A 20,181-nucleotide genomic window follows, 5' to 3' on the forward strand; every position below is an offset into this window, starting at 1 on the left:
GTTCAGGTTCAGTTCAAGCTGAACGCAGGAGGAAAGCCATCTTCGCTGGGCGAGCGATCTTGCTCCAGCGAGGGGCTATCGAGCGATTGCTCCTCGATCGAAACCGAGTGCAGTTTTATTTTGCCGCTTTGCAGCAGGCGGATTAAATGGTCGGCTCGCAAGTCGACATCCGATTCGGTCAATAGTTGCAACTTCGATTGGACGTCGAACGGCAAGGTGTATGAGATGATGTCGGTGATGGGGCCCAGTCCCATTTGCCCGGCCATCAACTCATGCAGATTCTTTTGCACCGTCGCTGTCGCAGGAATGATATTGGAAAAGGCGGTTAGAAGTTTTCCCTTGAGCGCCAAGCGATACTTCGCCTTCGACGGCGAATAGATGTCCTCTTGAGCGTCCACCTCAGCGATACGGAACGTACGGCCCGCGTCGATTTCTTGAACAATGGTGGCTCGTCGAATACCAACCAACAAAACGTTGTGTCGATCGTTTTCCACCTCAGCATGTGAAATCACTCGGCAAATGCATACCGTCGGCGCGATCGCTGCATCGCTCGACTTCAAATCGGGCAGCCCACCAGTCATCGTTGCCATGGCGATCAATTGGTCGCTCGCAAGCGACTCGGCCAATAAGTCACAATATCTGGGTTCGAATATGTGCAGCGGTTGCATCGCATGAGGAAAAACGACCAAGTCAGGCAGCGGGAACAATCGCACGCGCCCATCGAATTCATCCGGTAAACGGGTAACGTCGTCGAGGTTATCCATGATCGTGTTAGTCCTGTTGAGGATCGTCGGAACCGTTCTGCGAAGATCGTTCGGCCATCAATCAGTGGGGGACTGATTCGTGGCGGACCGAGTTGACGGTAACGCCAATGAAACGAATGGATTCTTCGCGATCGTCAAATAGAAGAACGGTTCTTTCAATGTACACTTCCTTCAATATACGCTGCGCGTCGATAGTGGTGTTGTCCGGACGGGCTACGGTCACGCGGGCGTGGGTCTAATGTCATCATGATCTACTATCACGTCGATAGACTATCAGCTTGATCGACTGTCACTTCAATCGACTTTATTAGTCATCATTACCGCGGGTCAAATGGCCGCTGCGGTTGATCGCAATCAGCAGCCACATCATCACGGTGATGCTGCCGATAACGCCAATCAAACCCAGCACACTGATGTTCTGCATCGAAGCAAAGGTCGGTTGAGGGAACAGGAGCGGCGGGACCTGCATGGCCAACATCAGCGACGATCCTAGGAATACCGCGCTAGCCATAAGCCCGAGGACGATACGATTGATCGTGGGCCCCAAGCGTTGATGTTCCAGTGAAAGACGTACCTCGCCTTTGCGAAGTTGTTTGATCAGCGATACGACTTCGTCGGGTGCCTGTTCAAGGAAGTTCTCGGTTTCCAAGTAGATGCGTCGAGCCTGTCGCAATCGTCGTCGTGGCGAAAGTCGTTTGACCATCGCTTTTCGCATGCACGTGGAAACGACGTCGAGCGAATCAAAGCTGGCACCTAGTTCTCGCAGTGTGCCTTCGAGCGAGATCAGCATCTTCATCAATAACGCGGATTGATTGGGCAGCTTGATTGCGTGTCGGTGCAGGATCTCGGATAGTTCGTTCAGTGCGCTTCGCAAATCGAAACGCCCCAGATCTTGTCGACCGTAGGTCGCAATGAAATCCGCAACGTCCACCGACAACGCTGACTCGTTCAGGGTCGGCGGTGCGTCGCCGATTCGTCGCACCAATCGAGATAGTCGGTTCTGATCACCGGTGGAAATGGCGACCAACATCTCTTCGATGGTTTCTCGCAAATTTTCGTCGATTCGGCCGACCATGCCAAAGTCAAGGATTCCCAGGCAACCGTTTTCCAAGACGATCAAGTTGCCCAGGTGTGGGTCGGCGTGAAAGAACGCTTCGTCGAATACCATCGTCAAATAGACGCTGGCAATCGTTTCGCTGAGTCGATCGCAGATGGATTGCTTGTCGCCCAATCGCGTCGATGGCAAATCCCCAGTCTCATCATCGTGTTGATTGTCGTTTGCTGGTGTATCAAGCTTAGCTAGGAACTGGCTAAGCGGAGTGCCGACAAGTTCGTCCATCACCAACACGCGACGAGTGCAGTGTTGTTTGTAGGGTTTAGGGATACGCACGTCGCTGTGAGTGCGTGTCATCATTTCGTCGAAGACTTCCAGGTGCTGACGTTCACGCGAAAAGTCGAGCTCTCGAGTGATCATCGGTGCCAATTGGCGAACCATGTCGGTCGGCGAAAATGCCGCGAGCGTGTCCACGCGTTGGGCAAGTTGAGCGAGTCCCGAAAGTACTTCGACGTCTTGTTCGATCGTGCGTTGGATGCCCTGTCGTTGAACCTTGATGACAACCGGAGTTCCGTCAATGAGCGTCGCGCGGTGAACCTGTCCAATCGAAGCTGTAGCTAAAGGGACGGGATCGATCGCTCGAAATACATCTTCGTAGTCGTCGCCGAGTTCTTCTCGCATGGTGGCCCGGACCTGTTCGATGGTGTCCGGTTTGACGTTGGCACGCAATCGCTTGAGCTCTTCGGCGATCGAGGGACCGACCAAGTCAGGCCGCGCGGCGAGAAGTTGCCCCAACTTGATGAACGTGGGGCCTAGTTCCGTGAGTGCCATGCGAACGCGTTGTTCGCGAGAATACTGCGAAAGTGGCGTTCCGCTGTGATCCTTGAATGCGTCGCGAAACGGCAATCGAAACTGAGTCAACCAATCGGCCAATCCATAGCGTCGCAGCACTGCTAAGATCTCACGCCACCGCTTCAAATTACGGTACAGTTGTGGGATCGCGGTGATCTTCATGGAAACAGGGGTGACCGATTAAAGTAGAGCGAAATGAAGGCCGCACGATTGAGACCAAGAATTGCACAAAACGGGCAATGATCCGTTTGCCCCATTGTGATCGCACTTGCCGCATTTGACCCACCCTGACTTGGAGCTTTTCTTTGGTTTGGTTTCCCGCCTTCGTTGCAACCATCGTTCTGATGGTCGCTGCCGTAGCGATTGCAGCGGTTATCGGGCTTGCAGGAGCATGGGCGGCGTCGACGGTTCAGCCTTCAGGGGTGAATCCGAGAAAACTCGCTGAGCCTACCTCAACCGAACGGCTTTTCGCTTCGACCAGCAGCCGTTTTTGCGGATGGTTGGGGGCACGGTGTGTTGGATGGTTGGGGGCACGGTGTGTTGGATGGTTTCTTGGATGGTTTTACTGGGCCTTGGTGGTGGCAGTGGTCACTCCGTTGATTCTCCATGCGGCGGCTTGGGAGGCTACGGCGGGAAAATTTGGCATCGGGATGCTGACCCAAACTGGGGCCCGAGTCACGGCCGGTGACACTTACGGAGTTTTCGCTGGGTTCGTGGCGACCGCATGGTTGCACGGTCTTCACGGCGGAGCGATGGTGGGATTGGCAACGCTGCTGGGCATTTCAAGACTGCCTCGCTCGATCCGTGAACAAGCCTGTTTGGACGCGGGGCCTTGGCGTCGTTGGTGGCGAGTCTTGTTGCCGCTCGCAGCACCCTGGTGGACCGTGGCGTTGTTGGCAACCGCCGGTTTAGCCGCTACGGAAATGACGGTCGCGGATCTGTACGGGTACCGAACGATCGCCGACGAATTCTACCGGTTCTTTGCCGTTGAGCCGACGTTGCCGTCAATCCTGGTGACCTGTTTCTTGCCGATGGTGTTGGCCGCGACCATCGTGACCTACGTCTTTGTTTCTCGTCGCCGGATCGCGTACGCCAATGCATTTCGCGAACCCCACGTCGATGTCGATGTCGTGGTGGACCGCGCGGGCGGCATGACGCGTTTCGTCGCCGTCGTTGTGATGGTGGTGATTGCCGGTCTGTTAGTTCTGATTCCTTTGCTGGGACTGATCAACAACATCGGTCAGGTGGTCGTTCGCTCGGGGGATGACGTCGAGGTCGCGTGGTCGCTTAAGATGGCGCTATCGCGTTTGTGGGAAGCACCTCGCTTGTTTGCAGCCGAATATCGTTGGACCACCATCATCTCGGTAGCGTCGAGTGTCGCGTCACTGGCAATCGCATGGCCGTTGGCGGCGTGGGTTCGGCGACGGGCAAGAGCAGCGGTGGGCGTCGATGCGATGATGGTGGCATTGATTTGCGTGCCCGGACCGATCGCGGGATTGATGGTGGTCCACCTCTTTCAGTTTGAAGTTCCCGGCTTTCGATTTCTGTATCAGCAAACGATTTTGCCAACGATGATCGCGTTATCCTTTCGAACGTTGCCGATCACGTATTGGTTAGTTAAGGCTGGGTATGTAGGAATTGAAACTTCAACACTCGAACTCGCGGCAATGGAAACCACGCCGCTCAAGTCGTTTTGGTTCATCGAGCGTCCACTCCTGATGCGTTCTCTCGTATTGGCTGGCGTTGCCGCCGCGGTAGCTTCGTCAGGCGATCTACCAGCGACGTTACCGGTCGTTCCCGCCGGAGTGACAACGGTTGCAGTGCGATTATTTGGCCTGCTGCACAGTGGCGCGCGATACCAAGAGGCTGCTTTATCGTTGTGGTATCTCGCCGCCCTGTTCATCGTGACACGAATCGCGATACGCAAACTTTAGATCGTGCAGATCGTACTATCCGCAAAGGCGGCACACTGTTTTGTCCGCTGATGGGGGTGATCCGCCGGCATGCGGCATCGGGGCGAATTACGCTGCACCGGACGATCAGTTACAATACCTTTGTTCCGTTATCCTTTCGTCCTAGGAAGATTCATGCCAAGGTTGGTCATTCTGTTTTTCGCGTTGAACTTGGCATTCGCTGCCATTTCTCGCTCACTTGCCGAGGACGTGTCGGCGACCGCTGATGAGTCGCCTGACATTCGACGCATCACGTTTCGAGATAAGGATGACACCTCTCGCACGATTCTTGGCGAAGTGATGCAGGAGGCCCAGGACGGTGGCGTGATGATGAAGTGCGACGATGGTCGTATTTGGATCATTCAGCCTGATCAAATCACGGATCGCGAGAAGATTGCGGACGAGTATTCGCCTATCTCGCCAGACGAAGCCGCACAACGAATGCTCAGCGAACTGGGCGACAGGTTCTCGGTTTACCAAACACCTCACTATGTGATTCTTTACGACGGTAGCGAGGTGTACGCCAAGCAAGTCGGATCGCTCTTTGAACAGCTCTATAAAAACTTCTTCACGTTTTGGAAGAACCAACGTTGGCAGTTGCCCGAGCCGGACCATCCTTTAGTCGCAATCGTGCTAAAGGACCATGATTCGTTTTTGAATCACGCGACCGCCGAGATAGGGCCCACGGCCAAGAGTATGATCGGGTACTACAATTTAGCTTCGAACCAAATGACAACCTTCAACGTTCCAAATTGGGAACGCAACGTGTCGACGATCATTCACGAAGCCACTCACCAACTTGCGTACAATTGCGGATTGCAACAACGCTATGCAGACAATCCGATGTGGGTGAGCGAAGGCTTGGCAACTTTCTTTGAATCGCCCGATATGCGAAACCCGGGTAGGTGGAGAGCGATTGGCCGCGTCAATCAAGTGAACTTGGCTCGGTGGAAAAGTGGCATCCGAAATCGCCCTGACGATTCCTTGGCAACCCTATTGGCTAGCGATCAACGATACAAGGATGCCGAGACTGCAACGTTTGCCTATGCCGAAGGTTGGGCGTTGACGTACTTCTTGATCAAAACCAGTCGCAAGGAATACGTCGCGTACTTGCAATCACTAAGCCAAGGTAAGCCCTTGGCTGAACGATCGGCACGTGAGCGAGTGGAAATGTTCGAAGCAGCGTTTGGTCCGCTCGATAAAGTCGACAAGTCTTTTCTAACTTACATGCGACGTGTGAAGTGACAACGTCAAGTGACACGCTTCCATCGGCTGAGTGATCAAGCGACGAGTGATCAAACGACGAATGACCAAGTGCGAATCGTCACGCGCGCGAGTCGAGAAGGTTTGGTAGATCGTGGATCTCGTAAAATGGGCTTCCGATTGGTGAGGTCTGAATTGACTCTTGGTAGCCTGTCCCATTTTCTTGCCTGATTTTAGATTCAAGAGTCGAAGAAGCTCGAACTATGAAACCGATTACCGCTTTGCTGTTGAGCCTGCTGACTGCGTCCGTGCTTTCGGCGGCCGAGAAACCCAACATCGTTTATATCATTTGCGATGATCTTGGTTACGGTGACGTGCATTGCTTGGCTCCTGAAACCTCGAAGACAGAAACTCCTGGTGCTGACGCGTTGGCGAAGCAGGGAATGGTGTTTACCGACGCACACTCCGGTTCCTCCGTCTGCTCGCCCACTCGCTATGGGGTGATGACAGGCCGTTACAGTTGGCGGACGCGATTGCAAAAAGGAGTGGTAACTGGATTCGCACCTAGTCTGATCAAAGAAGACCGGATGACGGTCGCTGGTTTTCTGCGACAGCAGGGCTACGCAACTGCGGCGATTGGGAAATGGCATTTGGATTTTGAGTACCTCGATCCCCAGACCGGTGAGTCCTATTCGCCCAAGCAGGTCAAGCTTCCGCCTGTCGGAGCAAAGATTCCAGACGGGCCAGTCAATCGAGGCTTTCAGTACTATCACGGCTTTCATCATGCGAGGAACATGAAGGCGGTAATCGAAAACGATCGAGTCATCGAACACGATTCCGAGATCAACATGTTGCCGCGTTTGACTCGCAAGGCGGTCGAATACATTGACTCGCGTGCCGGTGATGGCCAACCGTTCTTTTTGTACCTTCCGCTCGGTTCGCCCCACACACCGATCGTTCCGGCAAAGCAATGGCAGGGAAAAAGTGAACTTGGCGCTTACGGCGACTTTGTCATGCAGACGGATAACGTGGTCATCGAAGTTACCGAGGCTCTCGAGCGACACGGCATGACTGACAAAACACTGGTCATATTCACCAGTGACAATGGCTGCTCAAAAGCGGCTGGTATTCCGGCGTTGGCGGCTAAAGGGCATTGGGTTAGCGCTCACATGCGTGGGTCAAAGGCTGACATTTGGGACGGCGGTCATCGTGTTCCGTTCATTGTTCGCTGGCCGGGGAAAGTTGAGCCACGCTCAAGCTGCGACCAACTGATCTGCCTCACCGACCTGTTTGCAAGCGTCGCTAATATCGTCGATGCAGAACTGCCGCCCGAAACCTGCGAGGACAGCGTAAGCTTCCTGCCCGCTTTGCTGGGGAAACCGATCGAATCGACGCGTGCTGGTGTGATTCATCATTCGCACAGCGGTCATTTCGCTTATCGCTTGGGGAAGTGGAAGCTCTGTCTTGCCCGAGGTTCTGGGGGTTGGTCGTCTCCGACGGAGGCGCAGGTGTCGGCGGACGCCGCGATCGCGCAACTGTACGACTTGGAAAACGACCCAAGCGAGAAGACGAACCTTTATGAATCACAACCAGATGTTGCCGAGCGATTGCTCAAGCAACTTGAATCTGACGTGCGTAGAGGCCGAAGCACCGAAGGCGGTGAAACGTCGAACGATATCAGCAACATCGTGCTTTGGAAAAGCGGAAAGAACATCGACAGGGCTGGGGCTTTGAAAGCTGGGGCCTTGATAAAAGATTAGACCGGCAAGAGAAATGACAATTGCGGCTAGGCAACCGAGATAAGGCGGCGCGATGGAAATCCGCCTGTAAGACCAATCGTTTTGAAGTGGTACACGCCGCACCCCGGTGCAAAGTGTTACGAGAGTTAATGCGGATTCATTGGCAATCGTCATGGCAAGCTGGCGGACGCACCCGAAGCTCGCCTGCTAGCGAACCGACACGCGGCCAAACACGATGACTCGAGGTCACCACCATTTAAGGAGACAAATAGTCGTTGCGAATTTTGTCTTGTTCGTCGCGAGTTGAAAGAGCGGTGTAGGTCTCGTAGTCGATGTTGTAGGTGATGTAATGAATGCTGCCATCGGCCATTGCGATATGGACACCTTCACCGTGCCAAGACCAGTAATGTTGTAAGTGCGTGAAGTACTCGGTCGGTTCGTGGTTGCCCATGAACAATCCAAGTTTGCTGGTCACGTAATGTTCGCACTCGTTGCCACCGCAAATCGGCCAACCCCACCCCAGGTCATCGGGGATCGCCCGTTCGCCGAAGAAAATGGTCTGGGTCGTTCCGTCTAGGATGTCACGAAACTTGTGAGCCTTGTCGGTATAAAAAATACCGTTGCCATTGACGACTCCGCCGCAGCCCCCATAAGTGTCGGTAATGTCCACGTCTTCGCTTCCGGCCATGCCCAAATAGTTTCCCGGGTACAAAACGCCAACGTCGCCGGAAAGCGGAAGTGGCCCATTGGGACCGCTTAGAAGCTGTTGTTCCGTCCGAGGGTCGCTCGGGCACAACAGCGTTTCGATAGGAGCCGATGATGCATCGGTGGCTCCGCGTGCTTGGATGTCCTTCATGACTTCGCCGCAAGGACCACCACCGAAGTCGATAGATTCGAATCGCACGCCTTCTTCCATGAACGGCAGCGTTTGCGAAATCATCCCCCACCAAAATCCGTAAGGTGACGATTGGCGACTGCCGGCGGGGAACTCTTTGTAGGCAGCATGATAATTGTGCATCGCCAACGCAATTTGTTTGGCATGGTTGGAACATGTCACTCGACGAGCCGCGCCTCGAGCGGCTTGCACTGCGGGCAGCAATACCGAGACCAGGATGCCGATGATCGCAATCACGACCAACAGTTCGACAATCGTGAAAGCGTTTCGCTGGCTTGGAAGGCGCAAGTTGAAAGCGGGGATTGTGAGGAACGGTAACCTTCGGGAACTGCTATTCTAAGCATCCGCTACTGATTCGCCATCATCTTCTACTTCAACGGCTTCTTGATTTTCTTCTTTTGCAGCCTTTTTGGCTTCGCGTCTCGCAAGATGCTCCGCTGCCATCTGCTCAATCGTTACGATCTGCTCTGGACGCACTCGCTTGAACCGATCGACGTACAACGCCTCGATGAACTGTGACAAAGGCACTTTCCAAGGCTTGTTCTTGGTGTCCGCGTAACGTGCGAAGTTCTTGGGATTCATCCCCAGTTCACGCGCCATTTGCACGTGCGCGTCGGACAACTTGAATTGCTTACGAACAGCAATCCAAGGCTGAAACTTATGAGGGATGCGTTGTTTCTTGGCCAATGCGATGATCCTGGATTCTTTGAACGCAGTGAGTTGAGAGGAAGGTGCCGTGTTTCGAAAAGAAATCACCGGGGAAGGCACCCGTGATGGATTCAGTAAGCGTGGGGGAGAAATAATTTCAAATTGATAGCGACCCGCGATTCTTGTTCGCTGCCATTGCCACCGGCAAAGATCAATCGCTGCCTTTAGCGATCAGTGCCTTTGACAACGATGCTGACATTGCAAGCGGTTCGTCTGGCGTAGCGGTCAACCGAGTCTCGGGCGCGATGATCCATCGAATCACCGCGACCAGGGTCGATTTCCAATCTACCTTATAACGATTGAAGGTACGACAACAGGTCGGCGACTTCCGTCGGCGTCATCGCTTCGCACATTCCCGACGGCATCAACGATTGATCAAGCAGCTTGATGGTTTCGATATCATCCGCGGCGATCGTTTGGTCTCGGCCATCGGATCGCCGTAGTGTGATCGCATCGTCTGATTCATCAACCTTCAATCCGGTCACGATTTCGCCATCGAAGGTAAGTGCAAGGTGAGAACGCCATCTCGGTTCGATCACATTGGAAGGATTCAAGATTTGATCAAGTAGTTCTGCACGCGTTCGTCGCGACCCAATCCCGCCAAGAGACGGACCAACCGAGACAGCGCCTTCGCGAACTTGGTGGCAATTTCGGCACTGAGCGGACGCTGCTTTGGCGAACCAGTACTCCCCGCGTTTGGCATCTCCTTCGATCGACAATAACGCTGCAACGTCTGGGTTCGGACCGACCCGGGTGGCTCGCTGCGAAACTTCGATCCAGGGTTCAAATAGACCAACGATCGTCGGGTCTGTCGTCGACGAAACTACCGATGCAGCCATCGCTTGACCCACCGCGGGGCCTTGGTCGATCACGTTTCGCCAATCCAACATCGCCTTCATCAACGGCGAGTCATGCTGATCGACCGTGGGCTCCTGCTTCATCGCGGCGATCCAATCCCACAACAACTTAGCGCCCGCGATGTCGGGTTGGCCAGAACCTATCTTTGGCATTTGGCCAGGCCCGTGCGTGGCGACGCGGTACATCAGCACCGATTGCTCGGGATGACCCGGTTTAACCACGCAGGCGCCGGTAATCCCAAAGTTACCTTGAGCGGGGTCGGCGCCGATGATGTTCATTTCATCAATCGGAACGTTGCGTTGCAGATTCACCGCTGATGAAGCTCGGCCGCCCATTTGATGACAGGCACTACAGTTGACTGCCAAGTAAGACCGGGCTCGCGCGTCTAAATCGAGTGTTTCGTCGTACGGATCGACCCACCAGGTATCTTCGTTAATGTTTAGTCGTGTGGTGATGCCCGAATCGACCAAGTCATTCCAGTGCGTAACGACTTCGGGGTGATCAACACTTCGCGGTTCGTGCAATTGTTGAGGTGTGAAGCCAATCCCGCCGGGGTTGTAGCCGTGATGACAAATCATGCATTGGTTGCGTGAGTAAACCGTGTGCAGCATCTCACGCTTGGCGGGGCCCTGCTCATCACCGAGCAAGTTGTCGGGAACGCTCAGCGTGATTTCGGTGCCTCCCGCAGGAACCAACTCTGCGTCGTTCTGTTCATCGTTCCAAACATAGGAATAAGGAGCCCAGTTCAAGCCATCAAAGACCAGCAATTGAGTCTCGACGCGCCGGTTAACGATCTCGTTTTGATCATTGAATACCTTTCGCGTCAGCGTATTTGCCAAAACCGTGCCCTGCGGATACTTGGTGCCCGGGAACCAATACGACGGTCGGATGGGATCTTCACTGGGGATACCGATCACGCGTTGGCCGATCGCACCGTCGCGATACATGGTGGCGGCGGGTGAGTAAGCGAAAATGCCGGGAGCCGGTTCCAGCGACTGGCAATCGATGAACAAACCCGTATCGCTAAGTTGGGTTGGGAAAGGATCCCGCTGAGCCTTCTGTTCATTCGGAACAAGTCGATAAATGCCTCCGTTGTTGATGTCGATGATGATGACATCGAGTTTGCCTTCGGGAGTGCTTGAAAGCTTTATGGTTTCAAAGTCAATGATCCGCAGTCCCGTTGCTGCAAGTTTCCGGACCACTGGCGCGCTGGGTTGACTCACATCGGCTGCCCAAACGCCTCCGTTCATATAGCAACCGAACAAATAGTCGCCATCAATCTGAAAAGGCTGGTTAGCGAGCTTGCCAGCGATGGACGCGTTGGCCGGTACGAATACTCCACCGGTAACCGATTGCACCTCGTCGCGTTGCAGAATGATCGGCGCGATGATCGGTTTCCCGTCCTCGTTGCATCCGGGACCGTGTGGTTGTTGCAAGTCAATCTCGAACGGTCCTTCGTATAGGCTCCATCCGTGATTGCCACCCTTGGCGATCTTATGAATCATTTCGCAGCGATCCCAGCCGACGTCAGCAACCCAGAACTCATTGGTTGCCGGGTCGAAGGCACTGCGAAAGCCATTGCGAAGTCCAATCGCATAGATCTCACCACGAGCGACGCGACCATCGCTAGTTCGATAATCCACGAAGGGATTATCGGGCGGAATCTGATAAGGCGACGACTTCGTAGCGTTACGAACATCGACGCGAAGAACCGCGCCACGTAGGTCCGTGACATCTTGAGCGGTCTTGAACTTATCGGGCGGGAACGGACGAGCGCCGTCACCGGTGGTCACGTAAAGCATGCCATCGGGACCGAACCTCAGCGACGTTCCAATGTGATCGCCCGATGGGTAGGTCAAAATGTCCAGCCGCGAAGCCGGGTCGATGGTGGGTGGCGAATCGGTGCCCATCGTCAACCGAGACACTCGGGTGCCACCTTCGGTTTCATGCGGAAGCACTGTCCACGTCACATACAGAAACCGATTTTCGTCGAAACGGGGATCGAGGACAAAGTCACGTGCCGAAGCGATGTCCTCGTTAGCGGGATCGGCCAGTGCCGTTTCAAGGTCAATCGCCAAATCCGAGGCGGTAGGGTCATCGACCGGTTCGAACGTAACAAGGCGGCCTTTGCGTTCCAGTACGATTCGTCGCTCAACGGGCGCGGTCGGATCGCCGGTGGGCATGTCGCGCATTGCGATCGGTTCGTTGAACTGCAAGTGAGGAAACACTCGCTCGACGCGAAACGGCAACGGAGGATCCGGAGTGCCGACAAGCTTGGACGAAGTCCACACGGTCCTCCGTTCGTCAGCGAGAACACCGTGGCAACAGAACGCGCAGACGATAGCGACCGAGGTGGTCGCGAGAAAAAGAGCCACCGTTCGAAGCATAGTTGGACGGAGTTGCAAGTCAGGATTCGAAGCGAAAAATCAAAACGGTGAAGGATCAGCCCTAGTTGCCCAGCGGATCAGCGCTGAGCGGATCAGCACCCAATGGATCAGCCCCCAGCCCGTCAGCCCCCAGTGGATCTGCACCCAACGGATCAGCACCCAGCCCGTCCGCACCAAGTACCGCGTCACCGTTCGCGTCACCACCCTCGCCCGCCATCTCACTAAGCACTTCAAGTTGCTTTTCAACAGCTTTGAGATACTTAGCTTCGGTGTCGTAGGTTTCGTCGTTGATTTCGTCAATCACTTCGTGAATTTGAGTTAACCATGCTTTCACGTCCTCTTCATTGTCCGCACCAGCAGCCGCCATCAATCCGCCTGGCTTGGTCGGGATTTCTGGTTTGCCAACGCCGGTGACTCCGCGGTGAACTTGTTGCAAGACGTGGTTCAACTTACGACGGGACATGATGACCTCGGGCGGCTGTTCTTTCACTGCGGCCATGCCGCCGAATCCCATAGGGCCCATTGGCCCCATGGCGCCCATCATGGCTTCCATGTCCATCTGGTCTTGTCCGCCCATCATCATCTGGTTCATCATTTCCGCTGACGGGCCGCCACCGAACATGTCCCCGTCAGGTCCGCCCATCATTGGAGTGGGCGTTGCAGCTTCGGCGGTTGAACGTAAAAACGTTTTGGGGTCGCGAGGTTGTCCGCGAACGGGGGTGCGTTTTTCCATCGCTGCAAACCGAGCTAGTTCAGCCTCGAACGCTTTGGCGGTTCGTTTAGCCCACTTTGCCAAGACGGTTTCTGGCGACTTCACTTTGCCTTCCATACTCTTTGGCATCGAACCCAATCGAGCGACAGTATGCAAAGCGATTAGGTCGGCCGAGTCGTCGTTAGTGCTGATGTTGACCAGCATATCACCGAACGCTGCGTCGCCTTCGGGTTGCAGGTAATACAGGCTGTCGACCGCGTAGCGTTGAAGGTAAGCATGAGCTTGCGGTGATCGACCGGCGGGCGGTTCCGAGCCAAGTAAGTTGGTCATCAGGCCAATGATCTGGGTCTTCAGGTTGGCAGGCATCCTTTTGAATCCGTATTCAGCATGGCGAGCAATTCCATGCAGTGCTGCGGCACGGACGCCTTCGTCATTGTTTTCGTCTTCGTAGAGTGCAATCAAGATTGGCAAGACCGCCGACAACGGTTGAGCTGGTTGCTTGTTAGCAATGTCAGCCAGTTTTCCATCCAATTGACCAAGAAGAGTGACAGCGGCAATTCGAGCGGAAGGGTGATAGTTACCTTCAGCAATTGGTTTCATAACGCGAGCGGTCTGCGTCGTTAGCGTTTGGTGCACGGCTGCTCGGTTGGACTTTGCCGCACGCGAGATGAAACTGTTGATGTCCGAAACGATCTCGGAAATATGGCGATTACCATCGCGGGACGTCATGGTTGGGTAGACGTAACGAGTGAAGTAGGCAGTCACATACTGCATCTTGGCGTCACCGGTGGAGGCATAGGTCCGCGTTTCAGCCTTCATCATCTTGATCGCTCGTTCGGAACCAAACCTCGGATCGATCTTATTGAACTTGTACGGTTCTTTCGCAGCGGGGGCTTCCGCCGCTTCTTGACCGATGGCCGTGGTCGCGATTAGTCCCGCAACGGCGAAGCAGGCGAATGCAATCAGTACCATCCAGGCGCTGGTCAGGCGGCCGCGTTTGGCGTCAAGAGCCACTGACTCCGCGATAGCTACCGAGGCAACGGGTGAGCGATGAGCATTCATAGACGAGATCCGTTCGGGGGATGCGCAGTTCGAGTTCTTGGTCGATGGGGACTGCGAAAGTGTAAGAAAAGGACGCTTGCCAGCGTGCATGCATTATCTGTGGAACCGCCCTCCCGCGTCAACAAATTTCCGCTCTCCAGGGGCGTCTGAGCGGGAATTTTGCTGAGATTGCCGCGACAATCCGCTCAGAACGTGCCCGATCTTGGATTCTGGGACGCGGCCAGCGGCTGATTTCGGGCTTCCCTCATGCGGGACGAATTTGATAAGCCCGCTTCACTATGAACTCTCTTCGACTTCATCACGACGAAACTCCGCCGGCACCAACCGTTGCCGCGGGCGATCAAACGCTGGTTGGACTCGACGCCGTTCGAGCTTTGGCTGCGGTCGCTGTTGTCGTGTTGCATGCTTGCGTGCCCTACCTCGCTCACCCGATGCCAGGTTTGGTTTGGTCCGTCACGGACTCACCCAGCCCTGTGGTCGACTTCGTGTTCTGGGGCATCGAGCTGGTCATCATGCCTTTGTTCCTGATCATCTCGGGATTGTTCGCATATCGAACGTATCAGCGCAAAGGTGAGTGGGCGTTGGTTCGCAATCGGTTCAAACGTTTGCTGCGTCCGTTGCTGTTTGCTTTGTTGGTGATCCTGCCGCTCGACTTGTACGTGTGGGTATTCAGTTGGGTATGCGAAGGCATTGTTCCCCCTGTCAAATTGAAGAGTCTTAAGTTCGATGGCGACGTCGACCGTCACTTGTGGGGACTCGGGCACCTGTGGTTCCTGCACTATTTGTTCTCTTACATCGCCGTGTTCGCAATATCGGTCGTCGCCTCAAAACGATTCAAGCGATTCGCATCGTGCAAGTCGGTTTCGACCGAGCGCGTGGTCGCAGCACTATTTATCGTTGCGGCAATCACGATCTACTTTCGTCCCGAAGTCATTTGGGGTTTTCAGCACGCGTTCATGCCAGTCGCAAGTAAATGGATTTACAACGCGATGTTCTTTGCCTTGGGGATCGTGATTGCACGCAGCGAATTTGGTGTCGACCGACTGCGAAACTTGCATCCTCGTTGGGTCGGTGTCGGCGGATGTGTGATGGTAGCGACGGTGCTATTGGGAATCTGGTCACTCGAACAAAATTCGTTCCCCACCGCAGCGACACTCAGCGCGAATGATGCCCAAGCGAATGATGCCCACTCGGCTGATCTGGGTGCTCCGCAATTTAGTTCCGCAAGTCTTGCATCGAGCCAGTTTACATCGAACCAGCGGGCGTCTTCGGGCATCCTTGCCATGGCGACTGCGGCGTCCTCGATGCTGGGCAGCGTGATTATCTTGTCGCTTGCACTAAGGTATGTGGTGCGATTGTCCGCGACGATGAAGTATTTAGCGGCGGCTTCGTTTTGGGTCTACCTTGTTCATCATCCTGTGTTAGGTCTGATTCACCTGGATTTGAAGTGGTTGCTGCCCAACGTCCTTCCGTCGATCAAGGCGGTCATGGCAACGATCTTGGCCACAGCCGTTTCACTGGTCAGCTATGAAGCATTCGTTCGCACGACACGGTTGGGCGAGTGGTTGGGAATGAACGCCATTAATCGCACTCCTGTGGAACATCTTCCTGTGCAAGATCAAGACGATTCGCAGCACGATGTGTTACCGATGCCAACGCGAACGGGCGATCCAATGCCGCCGGCACGACGAGCAGCCTAAGGCGGGGCACCGTTGGCGGGTTCCCGAATTCGTCGCTTTGTCTGAAAAATTCATCGGTGTTGTGCCACTTCGTTGACAACCCGCCCGCCCCCTCGTGAGCCGCACGTTGCTGGGGTAAAATCTTCGGTTTGAACGATTCGACACGCAAACGAGGACCCTGATGGCCAAAGGACTGTTTACTCAGGGCATGTGTGTCCTGTTGCGTCAGTCGCTGTCGGTGGAGCGTCTTCAAGAGTTGCTCAGTAGCTTCGAGTTCCTGGGCACTCACGATTCACTCGAAGATCTCGATTCGCCGCAAACGCTCGTCTATTCGTTTCGGCCTGAAGTCGGCGGGCATCTGTTGATCACGCCGTCCAATGCGGTCTGGCCTGACGACATGGGCGACCCCGACGAATCACCCGAGCGGTTTGTCGCTTGGTCGCTGGGACAGTATGGTCCGCTGGCCTATCCGGGTTGCTTGAAGCGATCCGGCGAACAATCTTGGGGCTGGGAAGACGGCGGCGAGCGTTTTCAAGAACACACATCGCACGTGCGAATCTTGATCAGCTACGTGCTCGGTGCCGAGGGTCCCGATGATGACGACGAAGATTTACCGTTGGTGCCCGACGATTACGATCCCGTCGAAGAGCTTGAATTCGCGACCCGCGCTGTCACGGCGATCCTAGAAGCTGACGAAGCCATTTGTTATTTCAATCCCGGTGGCGAAGTGTTGCGGGATAGTGACGGACTGCGTCGCGGGCTCAATTACGCTTGGAACAACGAATTGCCGCCTTTGGACATGTGGACCAACGTGCGTTTGTTTCGCGCCGAAGATGATTGGTCGCTAATGGACACCGTGGGCAACGGGCAATTCGACTTGCCTGACTTGGAAGCGATCTACTTTGCGGATTCGTTTGAACCTAGTGACGTCGAGAGCTTCCTTCGCAGTGCTTCGCTGTACATGTTGTCCAATGAAGACGAAGTCGAAGATGGTGATACGGCCGACGGGCCCGGCGATGTCACATGGCTAGCGATGGAATGTTACGATGCGTTGTCGGATCCACCGCGAGAAACCATTCGCTGGGTTCCTCAGGACGGGCAAACGCCGCCGCCCGAGTTGCTCGAGCGTGGTGAGTCGATTGACTTTGATGACGAAGATGATGACGACGACGACGAAGATGATCTCCTTAGCTTCGATGACAACGACGATGACGATGAACTTGATGAGGAACTTGAGTTCTGAATGATCAGCGGGTTAAGCGGCAATGATGGCCGACCTTACGAAAGAGCCAGCACCCAGCACCCAGCACCCAAGGGCGAGCCAACATGAAACCGGTTCTTCCGCTTTTGATTTTCATCACGCTGATATCGCCTCCCGTCTTTCAATCGGCGGTTCTGACGGCTCAGGACAATGCGGTCGAAACGGCCAGCGAAAAACCAATTAGTGAAGAACCAGTCAGCGAAAAAACATTCAGCGCCGAATCGCTCGAGCGGAATCTAGAAGGGCCCATTGATGCCGAAGACATAGCTGCGGCTAGCGGTTGGGCGACCAGTTCGGGGATCGTCGATTGGCTGGGCCCGCTCGCTCCCGTCGCTCTTTCGCCGTTCTTCGGTGTGACATGCTTGTCCGGACTGGCACTCTGGGGACCTACCTGGATGACTGACAATGCCATCTTGGGAACGTCGGGTCCACTTAAGAATGAATGGTTGTTCTTCGTGTTTCTGGGGCTGACGCTTTTGACAAGCCTGCCGCGGTTAACCAAGGTCAGTAAGCCGTTTGCCCAAGCGGTTGATCGTTTAGAAACGTACGCTGTGATCGTAATCTTACTGGTAATCAAACTCGTCATGTCGATGGACAATCCAGGCATCGGCGAGGAAGCAGTGGCGGTTATGTCGGTGAAGGTGATGCATTTCGGTGTGGTCAGCTTCACCCTAGATACGTTGCTTTCGATTGCCATGGTGATCAACATCTTGGTCATCAATAGCGTCAAGTTCTTCTTTGAGTTTCTAGTCTGGTTGACGCCGGTGCCCTTCTTGGATGCTGTTTTTGAAGTGTGCAACAAGTCGTTGTGCGCGGCGTTAATGGCCGTCTACGCACTAAGCCCCACGATCGCCACCGGTATTAATCTTGTCGTGCTTCTTGTAGCCGCACTGATGCTGCGTTGGATCAGTCGACGGGTGCGATTCTATCGAACGATGATTTTGGATCCCGTTCTGGCAAAGTTGTGGACCGGATTTGGAAAGCCACGCAAGCCGGAATTGATTGTGTTCCCGCAGGGCGACTTCGGGCCCTTTCATGCCAAGAGTCGTTTAAAGCTAAGTCGCTCGGATGACCAACTGGTGTTTTGCGAAGCGAATTGGTGGATGCCATCGAAGCAACACTGCGTTCCCTCGGATCCATTGCCGGTTGTCAAAGAAGGATGGGTGATGAATTCAATTGAATTGACGGGAGAGGATGGCAATGTGATGCAGTTACGTTTCAGTCGTCGCTACAGTCGCGAAACGTTGATCGCGCTGCTTGAGCAACTGGGCCTCGGTCACGACCAGGCAACTGAGATCGTCGAGCAGGCTCGCGGGGTCGAGTTCGCTTAGGTGGGTTTTCGCCTTGACTACTTTCCGATGCAGAATCGGCTGAACACTCGGTCGAGAATGTCTTCGTTGTAAACCTCGCCCGTCACTTCGCCGATGCACTGTGCCGCCAGACGCAAATCAGACGAAACGAATTCGTGTCCCGATTGTTGTCGCACTTGCGTGATCGCGTCGTTGATCGCTTCTTTGGCTCGAAGCAGTGTTTCGCTGCACCGAGCGGCGGTACCGATGATCGAACCAGATTGTTCTGCGTCGCGAGCGGCAATCGCGTTTGATATTTGATCCTTCAGGTTCTCGATTCCCTTGCCCGTGGCGGAACTGCAGAGGATCCAACCTTCACGATCCTTGTCGACAAGGTCGCCTTTGGTGGCGAGGAATAAATCGATCACGCCGGGTTTTGCACTTGAGCTCGCTAGTTCACGCACTTGGTCGGCTGCGGTATCGAAGTCATCGCGGCTGCCGTCAACGCACCACAATCGAAACCCAGCTTCGCGGATCACGCGAGCGGTTTGCTGTTGAGCCAAATCTGAAATCTCATGGTTTAGTCCATCGCTCGGAGTTTCGACTCGCGGTTTCTCCAAACCGGCGGTGTCCTGCAGCATCACCGCGTGAAGGCCGATGTGAGCATTAGCTGAAACGAAGTCGCGCGTCGTGCCGGCTAAGTCAGCAACGATCGCAATCTCTTGTCCAGCTAAAACATTCAGCAGTCGACTCTTTCCAGCGTTGGGGTCACCGCACAAAGCGATCGTCGTGGCGGATGAGGTTCCGCCCCGCGATCGAATTTGCTCGATCGTTTCCGCAACGATTGCCGCGATGTCGGTCAACCGTGCCAACAGTGTTTTGTCGCTGACGAACTCAATGTCTTCGTCGACAAAGTCCAGGCCGGCTTCGACATCCGCAAGCAAGTTCAGCAGTTCGCTGCGAAGTTGCCCTAGCGGTTGTGAAAGATTGCCCGAAAGCTGCCGCAGCGCATGATCGAGCGAACCCGGTTGTTCGGCTTCGATCACCCCAAGCACGGCCTCGGCTTGGGTGAGGTCTAGTTGTCCCGCTAAGAAAGCTCGCATCGTGAACTCGCCCGGTCGAGCGGCACGTGCACCGGCCTTGATGGCTGAATCGACGATTCCGGACAAGATCGGCAGTGAACCAAACGTATGGATTTCCGCCGAGGGTTGACCGGTGTAGCTTCGTGAGGTTGGCCAGCGAAGTATATCCACGTCGATGCTGCCTATCGGCTCGCTGAGATTAAGGCAGCATCGCAGTCGTCGCGGAGCTTTGGTCTGGCAAGCTGGCACGCCCAAGGTTTCGAGGACGTCCATGGCATCAGAGCCCGACAGTCGAACGACGCCTCGGGGGGCGGGCGAAGTGGGCGAGGCAATCGCAACGATAGTTTCATCAAAACGCATAGCCTAAGAGTGTATCGAAAGTTACCGATCTCGCACCATGGTCTAGCGTACTCGAGCTCAGCAGATCATGGTTCAGCAGGCTCACGTTCAGCACGCTCACGTCCAGCACGCTCACGTCCAGCAGGCTCCGGTTCAGCACGCTCACGTCCAGCAGATCATCGTCCAGCGCACTCCGGTTCACCGCTTCTTGACCAGCACGTGTGGCAAAGCCAGCAGCCAAAGCCAAGCGAGTCGGGACCCAACATCCGCAGGGTCACTTTGATCCGCTCGCAGATTGGGCGGGGGACTATTACACTCTCGTGCATGTTTGGGCTCTTCTCTTCA

The 20,181-nt window shown here is 54.9% G+C and carries 15 protein-coding genes; 7 read left to right on the forward strand and 8 right to left on the reverse strand.

Annotated elements, in window-relative coordinates; genetic code table 11:
• Positions 1–8: 8 nt before the first annotated feature.
• Together Pla22_RS14670 and Pla22_RS14675 are read right to left on the reverse strand one after the other, a co-directional pair.
• Positions 9–764, reverse strand: a complete 756-nt coding sequence (locus Pla22_RS14670) for an LON peptidase substrate-binding domain-containing protein (RefSeq protein WP_146515593.1) — start codon at positions 762–764, stop codon at positions 9–11.
• Positions 765–1,071: 307 nt separating this feature from the next.
• Positions 1,072–2,832 (reverse strand): ABC1 kinase family protein, encoded by a 1,761-nt coding sequence (locus Pla22_RS14675; protein ID WP_146515594.1) that lies wholly within the window; start codon positions 2,830–2,832, stop codon positions 1,072–1,074.
• A gap of 143 nt (positions 2,833–2,975) precedes the next feature.
• Between Pla22_RS14675 and Pla22_RS14680 the strand changes: the two genes are divergently transcribed.
• From Pla22_RS14680 to Pla22_RS14690, 3 genes are all read left to right on the forward strand, one after another.
• Complete coding sequence (locus tag Pla22_RS14680; protein WP_146515595.1) at positions 2,976–4,604, forward strand: ABC transporter permease family protein; 1,629 nt, start codon at positions 2,976–2,978, stop codon at positions 4,602–4,604.
• A 153-nt stretch (positions 4,605–4,757) separates the two neighbouring features.
• Complete coding sequence (locus Pla22_RS14685; RefSeq protein WP_146515596.1) at positions 4,758–5,867, forward strand: DUF1570 domain-containing protein; 1,110 nt, start codon at positions 4,758–4,760, stop codon at positions 5,865–5,867.
• 221 nt (positions 5,868–6,088) lie between these two features.
• Entirely contained in the window at positions 6,089–7,585 is a 1,497-nt protein-coding gene (locus Pla22_RS14690) for a sulfatase family protein (RefSeq protein ID WP_146515597.1), read from the forward strand.
• A 235-nt stretch (positions 7,586–7,820) separates the two neighbouring features.
• Here Pla22_RS14690 and Pla22_RS14695 read toward each other — a convergent pair whose 3' ends face one another.
• Together Pla22_RS14695 and Pla22_RS25535 are read right to left on the reverse strand one after the other, a co-directional pair.
• Positions 7,821–8,747, reverse strand: coding sequence for a DUF1559 family PulG-like putative transporter (locus Pla22_RS14695; protein ID WP_165440681.1), 927 nt, complete (start codon positions 8,745–8,747; stop codon positions 7,821–7,823).
• A gap of 48 nt (positions 8,748–8,795) precedes the next feature.
• A complete protein-coding gene (locus Pla22_RS25535) occupies positions 8,796–9,215 on the reverse strand; it encodes a hypothetical protein (protein ID WP_207310389.1) in 420 nt (139 codons plus the stop codon).
• 74 nt (positions 9,216–9,289) lie between these two features.
• Here Pla22_RS25535 and Pla22_RS25260 point away from each other — a divergent pair, with 74 nt between their 5' ends.
• Positions 9,290–9,463, forward strand: coding sequence for a hypothetical protein (locus Pla22_RS25260; protein ID WP_165440682.1), 174 nt, complete (start codon positions 9,290–9,292; stop codon positions 9,461–9,463).
• On the opposite strand, the gene Pla22_RS14705 is transcribed toward Pla22_RS25260, so the two are convergent.
• Together Pla22_RS14705 and Pla22_RS14710 are read right to left on the reverse strand one after the other, a co-directional pair.
• Complete coding sequence (locus Pla22_RS14705; RefSeq protein WP_165440683.1) at positions 9,458–12,316, reverse strand: PQQ-dependent sugar dehydrogenase; 2,859 nt, start codon at positions 12,314–12,316, stop codon at positions 9,458–9,460. The genes Pla22_RS25260 and Pla22_RS14705 overlap by 6 nt on opposite strands.
• Positions 12,317–12,473: 157 nt before the next feature.
• Positions 12,474–14,186: a hypothetical protein gene (locus Pla22_RS14710; RefSeq protein WP_146515600.1), complete on the reverse strand. Its 1,713-nt coding sequence runs from the start codon at positions 14,184–14,186 to the stop codon at positions 12,474–12,476.
• A gap of 278 nt (positions 14,187–14,464) precedes the next feature.
• Here Pla22_RS14710 and Pla22_RS14715 point away from each other — a divergent pair, with 278 nt between their 5' ends.
• The 3 genes from Pla22_RS14715 (at position 14,465) to Pla22_RS14725 (ending at position 18,457) form a co-directional block, all read left to right on the forward strand.
• Entirely contained in the window at positions 14,465–15,886 is a 1,422-nt protein-coding gene (locus tag Pla22_RS14715) for an acyltransferase family protein (RefSeq protein ID WP_146515601.1), read from the forward strand.
• Between the two features lie 160 nt (positions 15,887–16,046).
• A complete protein-coding gene (locus Pla22_RS14720; protein WP_146515602.1) occupies positions 16,047–17,108 on the forward strand; it encodes a DUF4261 domain-containing protein in 1,062 nt (353 codons plus the stop codon).
• Between the two features lie 83 nt (positions 17,109–17,191).
• Positions 17,192–18,457: a hypothetical protein gene (locus Pla22_RS14725; protein ID WP_146515603.1), complete on the forward strand. Its 1,266-nt coding sequence runs from the start codon at positions 17,192–17,194 to the stop codon at positions 18,455–18,457.
• 17 nt (positions 18,458–18,474) lie between these two features.
• Here Pla22_RS14725 and Pla22_RS14730 read toward each other — a convergent pair whose 3' ends face one another.
• Positions 18,475–19,857, reverse strand: coding sequence for a tRNA modification GTPase (locus tag Pla22_RS14730; protein WP_146515604.1), 1,383 nt, complete (start codon positions 19,855–19,857; stop codon positions 18,475–18,477).
• Entirely contained in the window at positions 19,847–20,083 is a 237-nt protein-coding gene (locus Pla22_RS14735) for a hypothetical protein (RefSeq protein ID WP_146515605.1), read from the reverse strand. Before Pla22_RS14735 ends, Pla22_RS14730 begins: the two co-directional genes overlap by 11 nt.
• Positions 20,084–20,181: the final 98 nt, after the last annotated feature.

This window comes from Rubripirellula amarantea, from assembly GCF_007859865.1.
GTDB lineage: Bacteria > Planctomycetota > Planctomycetia > Pirellulales > Pirellulaceae > Rubripirellula > Rubripirellula amarantea.